Annotated in this window: 7 protein-coding genes; 6 read left to right on the top strand and 1 reads right to left on the bottom strand. The window is 67.7% G+C overall.

What is annotated here, in order from left to right:
• Positions 1-90: 90 nt before the first annotated feature.
• On the bottom strand, positions 91-2,502 hold the full coding sequence (pcrA, locus tag VGP60_RS02325) for a DNA helicase PcrA (protein ID WP_327546138.1): 2,412 nt from the start codon (positions 2,500-2,502) through the stop codon (positions 91-93).
• Positions 2,503-2,623: 121 nt separating this feature from the next.
• Between pcrA and VGP60_RS02320 the strand changes: the two genes are divergently transcribed.
• The 6 genes from VGP60_RS02320 to VGP60_RS02295 all read left to right on the top strand — a co-directional run bounded on the left by VGP60_RS02320 (position 2,624) and on the right by VGP60_RS02295 (position 8,441).
• Positions 2,624-3,031 carry a DUF1707 domain-containing protein gene (locus VGP60_RS02320; RefSeq protein ID WP_327546137.1) on the top strand — a complete coding sequence of 136 codons (408 nt, stop codon included), beginning with the start codon at positions 2,624-2,626 and terminating at the stop codon, positions 3,029-3,031.
• Positions 3,032-3,199: 168 nt separating this feature from the next.
• A complete protein-coding gene (locus VGP60_RS02315; protein WP_327546136.1) occupies positions 3,200-3,514 on the top strand; it encodes a chorismate mutase in 315 nt (104 codons plus the stop codon).
• A gap of 84 nt (positions 3,515-3,598) precedes the next feature.
• A complete protein-coding gene (locus VGP60_RS02310) occupies positions 3,599-3,913 on the top strand; it encodes a hypothetical protein (RefSeq protein WP_327546135.1) in 315 nt (104 codons plus the stop codon).
• 412 nt (positions 3,914-4,325) lie between these two features.
• The gene (locus VGP60_RS02305; protein WP_327546134.1) at positions 4,326-5,513 is read left to right on the top strand and encodes a hypothetical protein; all 1,188 of its coding nucleotides are present in this window, start codon (positions 4,326-4,328) and stop codon (positions 5,511-5,513) included.
• A 254-nt stretch (positions 5,514-5,767) separates the two neighbouring features.
• A complete protein-coding gene (locus VGP60_RS02300) occupies positions 5,768-6,625 on the top strand; it encodes a hypothetical protein (RefSeq protein ID WP_327546133.1) in 858 nt (285 codons plus the stop codon).
• Between the two features lie 226 nt (positions 6,626-6,851).
• The gene (locus VGP60_RS02295) at positions 6,852-8,441 is read left to right on the top strand and encodes a serine/threonine-protein kinase (protein ID WP_327546132.1); all 1,590 of its coding nucleotides are present in this window, start codon (positions 6,852-6,854) and stop codon (positions 8,439-8,441) included.
• The last annotated feature ends 13 nt before the right edge of the window (positions 8,442-8,454 follow it).

The raw sequence follows: 8,454 nt of genomic DNA, 5'->3' as shown, positions 1-8,454 counted from the left end.
CGCCGCTTTGGGGTAATACCGGAACGAGAGACCCACCCACAAAAAAGGCTGAGAGCCTCCACCCGGAGACTCCCAGCCGACAAGAAATCCCTAAAGCTTCACCATGGGAACGCTTCCGATCAACATCAACCGGACTTTCCCGGACCCACCGAAATCAATAGTCGCCGTAGCCCGGGGCCCCTCACCATCGGTGGAAACCACTGTCCCGAGCCCGTACTTGTCATGGCTGACCCGGTCCCCGATATCCAGCTTCAGCGCCACAGTGTCCTTCCAGCCCTTGAAAGTAGGACTGCCCATCCGCCCGGCCGCCAACGTCGCGGGCGCCTCATCGGACCCAGGCCGACGTCCCCAGGTAGTCGCCGCCCGAGGCGACCCAAACGAATCCCCAAAGCCACGAGAAGGCTCTTCCCGGCGCCAATCGATCAAATCCGAGGGAATTTCGTCGAAGAATCGGGAGGCCGGGTTGTTCATCGGCTGACCCCAGGCGGATCGCACAATTGCCCGGGACAAATACAATCGCTCACGTGCACGAGTAATAGCCACATAAGCCAGCCGACGTTCTTCGGCCAACTCGGCCGGCTCGCCCAAGGCACGCTGATGCGGGAAGATCCCGTCCTCCCAGCCGGTGCAGAACACCACCGGGTATTCCAGGCCCTTCGCGGTGTGCACGGTCATCAGCGTCACCACGCCCGAGTCCTGCTCACCGTCACCGCCGTCGGCGTCCGGGATCGAGTCCGCGTCGGCCACCAGCGAAACCCGCTCCAGGAACGCGGGCAGCGAACCCGGCTGCGGGACCCCGGCATCGGGCGCCTCGACCGAATCGGCCACCGCGGCGGTGAACTCGGCGAACTCGCGCGCCACCGTCACCAGTTCGGTCAGGTTCTCGACCCGGCCGGCGTCCTGGGGATCTTCGGACTCTTCGAGCTCGGCCCGGTACCCGGTCCGCTCGAGGACCGCTTCCAGCAGGTCCGCGACCTCGACGGGCTCGGTCTCCGACTCGATGAGCGCGCGAAGTCCGTCCATCATCTCGACGAAGCCGGTGATCGCCTTGGCCGAGCGCGGGTTCATGAACGGCACTGTCCCGCTCACGGTGTCCCGCAGCGCCGCCGCGAACGAAATGCGCTCCTGCTCGGCGTGGGCGGCGACGACGGCTTCCGCGCGTTCGCCGATGCCGCGCTTGGGTACGTTCAGGATCCGGCGGAGGCTGACCGTGTCCTCCGGGTTCGCGATGACCCGCAGGTAGGCGAGCATGTCGCGGACTTCGCGCCGCTCGTAGAACCGCACGCCGCCGACGACCTTGTACGGCAGCCCGAGCCGGATGAAGATCTCCTCGAACACCCGCGACTGGTTGTTCGTCCGGTAGAACACGGCGACGTCGGAGTAGTTGGCGTCGCTGCGGTCCGCCAGCGCGTCGATCTCCCCGGCGACAAACGCGGCTTCGTCGTGCTCGTTGTCCGCCACGTAGCCGACGATCTTCTCGCCGTTGCCCGAATCGGTCCAGAGCCGCTTGTCGCGCCTGTTCGGGTTCCGCGAGATGACCGCGTTCGCGGCGGTCAGGATGTTCTGCGTGGACCGGTAGTTCTGTTCGAGCAGAACGGTCCTGGCGTTGGTGAAGTCGTTCTCGAAGTCCTCGATGTTCCGGATCGTGGCGCCGCGGAAGGCGTAGATCGACTGGTCCGCGTCACCCACGACACACAACTCGGCGGGCTCGACACCGGACTCGGAGACCGAAGTCCCCACCAGTTCCCGGATCAGCGTGTACTGCGCGTGGTTGGTGTCCTGGTACTCGTCGACCATCACGTGCCGGAACCGCCGCCGGTAGTACTCCGCGATGTCCGGGAACACCTGCAGCAGCTCGACGGTCCGCATGATGAGGTCGTCGAAGTCCATCGCGCTGGCCTGCTGCAGCCGCCGCTGGTACTCCGCGTAGACCTCGGCGACACGGCGCTCGAGATCGTTGCCCGCGCGCGAAGCCGCCGACTCGGGGTCCAGCAGTTCGTTCTTCAGGTTCGAGATGTGCACCGCGAGCGTCCGTGCCGGGTACCGCTTCACGTCGAGGTCGAGATCGCGCGACACCAGCGTGATCAGGCGCTTCGAGTCGTCCGAGTCGTAGATGGAGAAACTCGACGACATCTTCAGCGTCTTGGCCTCGCGGCGCAGGATCCGCACGCACATCGAGTGGAACGTCGACACCCACATCGCGTTCGATCGGCGCCCGACCATCTCGCTGACCCGCTCACGCATCTCGGCCGCGGCCTTGTTCGTGAACGTGATGGCCAGGATCTGGCCGGGGTGCACCCCGCGCTCGGCCAGCAGATACGCGATCCGCCGGGTCAGCACACGGGTCTTCCCGGAACCGGCGCCGGCGACCACCAGCAGTGGCGCGCCGATATGCGTCACGGCGTCGCGCTGGGCGGGGTTCAGGTCATCGAGTAAGTCCGCATGACGACTTGAAGCGCCGTGATGGGAGTTCTCGGGCTGCAGATCGAAGAGGGTGTTCATCAGGGGTCCACGCTACCCGGGGAGCCGGTGGGGCGGCCCCCCGCTACCGCAGTGGGCGTAGGCCGTGGTGTCGCTTCCCGTCCGACGCGCGGAAGCGGCCGCCGGCGGAGCATCGGTCGGTATGGAAACCAACATCCCCAGCCGGCTCCGTGCCGCGGACGCCGATCGTGAGCGCGTCGCCGAACTCGTCCAGTCCGCCGGCGCCGAAGGCAGGCTCTCCCTCGAAGAAATCGAAGATCGGCTCGCCGCGGTCTACGCCACGAAATACACCGATGAGCTGAAAGCGCTCACCGCCGACCTTCCCGTCCCGAAGGCGCCGGGCGTCCGGTTCCGGCCCTTCGCCCATCCCGCGCTCCGAGTCCACGCCGCGCTCGCCGCCCTGCTGGCGGTGCTGTTCGTGGTGCGGTGGGCGGTTTCGGACGTGCCGTACTTCTGGCCGATCGCCCCGATGTTCTGGCTGGCCATGAGCCTCGTGGTGCACGCCAGGATCCGTGGCGCCAGGCTTCGGCGCGGGGCACTTGTGGCATAATGACCTTGTGCACAACGCGTACCGATTTTTTTACGGGAACCGGACTCCGGCTCCCGTGATCGCGTAGTGCCACACGCGTTTTCACCCGAAGCCCCGGAGTCCACGGACCCGGGGCTTTTGTCTGCTCAGGGGCCGATCATGATCTCCGGCCGAAGAAAGGTCCTGCCGATGAACGCGCAAACCCAAGACACCGGAGACACGGAGCCCGTCGACACCACCGAGCCCGCCGACGCCGCGCCCGCCGAGGACATCAGCGCGCTGCGCGAGGAAATCGACTGGCTCGACAAGGAGATCCTGCGGCTCGTCAAGCGCCGGGTCGAGGTGTCGAAGACGATCGGCGCGGTCCGGATGGCCGCCGGAGGCACGCGCATCGTCTACAACCGCGAGATGGACGTCCTCGCCCGCTACCGCGACCTGGGCCCGGAGGGCCGCCAACTGGCGATGGCACTGCTGAACCTGGGCCGGGGCCGCCTCGGGCGTTAGGGCACAGTAAGGATTCACATCTCTTTTGTGAATCTCAGGGTGTTCCCCGAGCCGAACCGGACATCCGACGGGCACACTGGTGGCATGGAATGGATAGTCAATCTGGTCGCCGTCCTTGTCGCGATCGCCAGTGTCCTGGTCGCGCTCGGGCATGCCGGCTACCTGGCCATGCTGAACAACGCGGCCGGTAAGCGCGCCGGCGGTACGCCCGTCGCACAGTACGTACGCAGTCGCTGGGCGATAGCCGGTGGCACCACCGCCGTTTCGTTGCTGGCCTGGCTGTTCACCGCGGGAAGCACCGGGCTCGACATCGTGGCGATCATCCTCGCCGCCGGAAGCGGCGCGGTGGCCACGAAGGCGCTTCAGTCGACTCAGGCGAAGTACCGCAGCGGCGGCTGATCGGGATCACAGCCGGGCAGCGCGGTCTTCCCGACTGCGCTGTCATCCGGGCCGGGCCGGGAACGACCGACGGATCGAGCGACAAAAAACCGGCAAAACGGACTTTTAGTCGAGTTGGAGTGTAGCGGAGCGTGACCAACGCCCGTTTGGGCGCGCCCGTCAGAGTGAAACAACTGCAACTTGCAGACCTAACGAGACGAATTCTCCCCGCTGCTCTTAGGCTGTTTGCCGTGAGGACCCTCGCGTCAGCGTCGGGCATTGCCCGAGTGACGCGCACCGCCGGCGGCCGTGCGCGTCATCAGCCGCGTGCGCGTGCAGATGCTCGGGAGTTCGCTCGCTCATCGGTTCGGCCATTTGGCTTAAGCCTGTTCGAACCTTCGTCAGACAGCGTCGGTGAAATGGTCGAACAGTTATGAACGGCGAGACGGATTCCCTCCGCGAAGCTCAGGCCCCAGAAGGACGGCATCGGCGTGGTGGCGCGGGCAGCTGGACGCCCACGGTGCCCCCGCAGGCCGTCTCCGCCGGTGCCCGGCGCCGCCATGTGCTGGCCGAGCGTCCCGTCGACCCGCCGATCTCCGGATCGCTGCCGTTGCCACCCCTTACCCGCGACGCCGGGCGGCGTCCCGTCGCAAGCCCGGCGTCGGCCTTTCGCCCGTCGAGCGGTGACCTCTCCGCCCAGGGTCAACTCCCTGTCCCACCGCCCGCGGTACGCCGCACGAAGGTCACGCTGACCCCACCGCCCGAGCCGGTCCGCCCGAGCGAGGAAGAGGACGAAGACGTCCGCGTGTACCTCGCCCCGGCGCTGGACGGCCTGGGCACGTTCGACCTCGGCAGCGTGCCCGCGTCGGTGACCCCGCCCAAGACCTGGCGCAAGGCCGCGTGGTTCGCCTCGCTGTCTTCCGGCGGCGTCGTCGTCGCGCTGCTGTTCGCCGGTTCCTTCATGGTCGGGGGCCCCAGTCAGGACCAGGCAACGCAGGGCTGGCCCGGTTACCGCGGTGGTCAGCCGCTGATGAACGGCGAGCAGGAGACCGATTCGTCCTCGCCGCAGAACGGTGGCGCGGCGGCCAAGCCCACCGGCGAATCGCGCGCCGGACAGACCTCGGGCACCGGCGACCGCCCGGCGGACGACGCGTCCCGCGGCACTTCCGGGGACTCCGCTCTCGGCGGTCCCGGCTCCTCGTCGACGCCCTCGACGACCCGCTCCGGCACTCCGGGCACGAGCAGCCCGGCGTCGAGCCGCACGCCGCAGAAACCACCCGTCACGCCCGCGCCGATGCAGTCCCAGCCGCCGCGGTTCCTGCCGCAGATGAACGCGCAGGAGATGGGCAAAACCTCGCAGGACTTCCTCAACACGGTCCCGGACAACCCGGCCGCGGCGTCCGATCTCACCACCGGGCAGCTGCGCGAGCAGGGTCCGCAGGCGCTCGCGCAGCGCTACTCCGACGTGGCCTACTTCGAGGTCAAAAACGTCTACATCGACCAGGACGAGGGCTACACGATCAACACCGTCGAGGTGACCCACGACGACGGCACGAAGACCGTCGAACGGCGCACGCTGACCTTCGGTGAGGACAACAAGATCGAGAGCGACGGAAGGTAGCCCGTCTGCACGTGCAAGCGGCGTGACCCTCTGCTCGTGCGGTGCGCCAAGCGGTTATCGCTGGTCCGGGTGGGTGACGTAAGGTGCCGTTCGTCGTGTCGCGACTGCATTCCGGCGACGGGGGCTGGCAGCCCCGGGCGACGCAGGGTTTCCTGGCATGAGTGGTCCGAGTGGCCGACGACAGATGCCAGCGGAACCCACGGCAGCGACCGACGGTCGACGCGCCGCAACCCGGAACAGAGCGAGGAAACCCCGTGCACGATCGGCAGCGAACCCGGCGTGAGCCGGCGGACGCCGTCCGCGTCGAGGACGTCATACCGGCCGAGATCCTCAACGACACGAGGGTGGACCGGGTTTACCTCGAGCAGGTCTTCCGTGAGCCGCAGAAGTACCTGCCGCCCCGGGCGAAGCAGCAGCCGGAACCCGAGCCCGAGCAGCCGCCGCAGGAGCCGGAGAGCCGGTTCGCCCGGCGCGCGAAGCTGGTCGGCCTGGTGGCCGCCGCCGCGCTCGTCACCGGATCGATCATCACCGCGTCGACGCTGAGCGGTCAGCACCGCGATCAGCCGCCCGCCGACACCTCGGACGGCCGCGAGATCACCGGTGCCGCCGCCCTCGGCGGGTTCGCCGTTCCCGGCGCGCCTCCCACCGAGCAGGACGAGACCAAGACCTCCGAGCGCAGCCCGCGGAAAACGCCGTCGCCGACGCCGGTCGCACGCACCGAGTCGCAGGGCGGCCAGGTCGGCGGTTCTGCGCCCACGCCGTCGACGACACCGACCACCCAGCAGGGTTCGACGACGACCACCACCGCTGAGAAGCTCGAGGCGGTGAAGAACTTCTACGAGATGATCGACCTCAACCCCCAGGGCGCGCTCGCGATGCTGGAGCCGTTGCTGGCCGGTGAGCAGCCCGGCGATCTGGTGCGCGCGTGGAGCTCGATGAACGCGGTCGAGGTACAGGACGCCCAAGTCCAGTCCGACGGTTCGATCCTCGCGGTCGTCACGATGCTCCAGCCGGACGGCGGGTATCTGCGGGTCACCCAGTTACTACGACTGGCCGATGACGCCTCCGGATTGATCTCCGACGCGAAGCTGCTGTCCTCCCAGCGCATGTGATTACCCAGCGTGTTCGGTTGACGTCACACTAAAAGCGTGCCGGATGTGTGTGCGCAGAGTAAGCGCCTACCCTCGTCACGGACCGGTCTCGGAAAGCCGGCACAAAGACCACTACATGTGCATACGCTCCAGGCGTGCGGGGTACCTGTATCCGTGAACGGGTGAGCTCGCATACCCCTTGCGGGATCACCCGCGCTTGAGACGACGGAGCCCCAAAGGAGGTCGCGTGAGCGACGAGGGTCGCCTGGTTGCCGGTCGATACCGCATCATTCAGCGGATCGGTACCGGCGCCATGGGTGCCGTCTGGAAGGCACAGGACGAGGTCCTGGCCCGGACAGTGGCGATCAAGCAGCTGCTGCTCCAGCCGAGTCTCGAGTCCAACGACGCCGAGGACGCCCGCCAGCGCACCATGCGCGAAGGCCGGATCGCCGCCCGGCTGCACCACCCCAACGCCATCACCGTCTTCGACGTCGTCACCGACGAGAACGACCAGCCGTGCCTGATCATGGAGTACCTGAACTCCACGAGCCTGGCCGAAGTGCTCCAGGCGCGCGGCACGCTGCCGCCCCCGGAAGTGGCCAGGATCGGCGCGCAGGTCGCCGCCGCGCTGAAGGAAGCGCACGCGGTCGGCATCGTGCACCGTGACATCAAGCCGGGCAACATCCTGCTCGGCGGCAACGGCGTCGTGAAGATCACCGACTTCGGCATCTCGCGGGCCAAGGACGACGTCACCGTCACCAAGACCGGCATGATCGCTGGCACGCCCGCGTACCTGGCCCCCGAAGTCGCCATCGGTGGCAATCCCGGCCCGGAGTCGGACATCTTCTCGCTCGGCTCGACGCTGTACGCGGCCTGCGAAGGCCAGCCGCCGTTCGGCCTCAGCGAGAACACCCTGAGCCTGCTGCACGCGGTGGCCGCCGGCCAGATCAACCCGCCGCGCCAGTCCGGCCCGCTGGCGAGCGTGCTCGCGGTGCTGCTGCACCCAGACATCCACCACCGGCCGACGGCCGAAGAGTCCGAAGAGCTGCTGTCCGCTGTCGCCAGGGGTGAAGTTCCGCTGGGCGGCATGGGTCTCGCCGACCAGACGCAGATGGCCCAGATGGCCGGTGTGCTCGGCGTGGGCGCGCTCGGCGCCGCGGCGACGCAGCCGTTCGACGAAGACATCGCCGCCGGCCACTCGGGCTCGTTGCTCGACGACCGGCCTACCCCGGCGGGGCCCTTTTACGATGACGACTCGGACGACGGCTACCCACCGGCCACCGGTTACCCCGAAGACGATTACGACCGCTACGACGCGCCTCAGCGCGGTCAAAACGGTCTCAATGCGACGCGCGCCGTCCCCGTCGCGGCCGCGGCGGGCCATGACGATTACGACGACTACGACGACGATTACGAGGAAGAACCTCGAGGTGGCTACGCGTCACCTGCCGACGACGATGACGGCGAAAAGCCCGGCGCGTGGAAGAAACCGGCCATCATCGGCGGGATCGTCGTGCTGGCCCTGATCGCGATGGGTTTCTGGCTGTTCAGCGATCCCAAGACCGGCGACAGCCCCACCGTGCCGCCGAAGCCAATCGCGTCGAGTTCGGCACTTCCCACGACGTCGGAGACGCTCCCGGAGACAACCGAGGAGAGCCCGACGACCACGGCGCCGACGACGACCACCAGGAAGACGACGACCTCGGAGAAGACGACCGAGGTGCAGCAGCCGCCGCCTTCGACGCCGACCACGAAGTCCACATCGTCGAAGAGTTCGACCACACCGCCGTCGGATACGTCGACGACTCCCCCAACCACCATCACGACAACCACCTGACCGGCTGAGGATT

Origin of the sequence: Amycolatopsis sp., from assembly GCF_036008905.1 — a bacterium.
GTDB lineage: Bacteria > Actinomycetota > Actinomycetes > Mycobacteriales > Pseudonocardiaceae > Amycolatopsis.
Note: the sequence above shows the minus strand (reverse complement) of the source record. Positions and strands in the feature narration are given on the sequence as shown.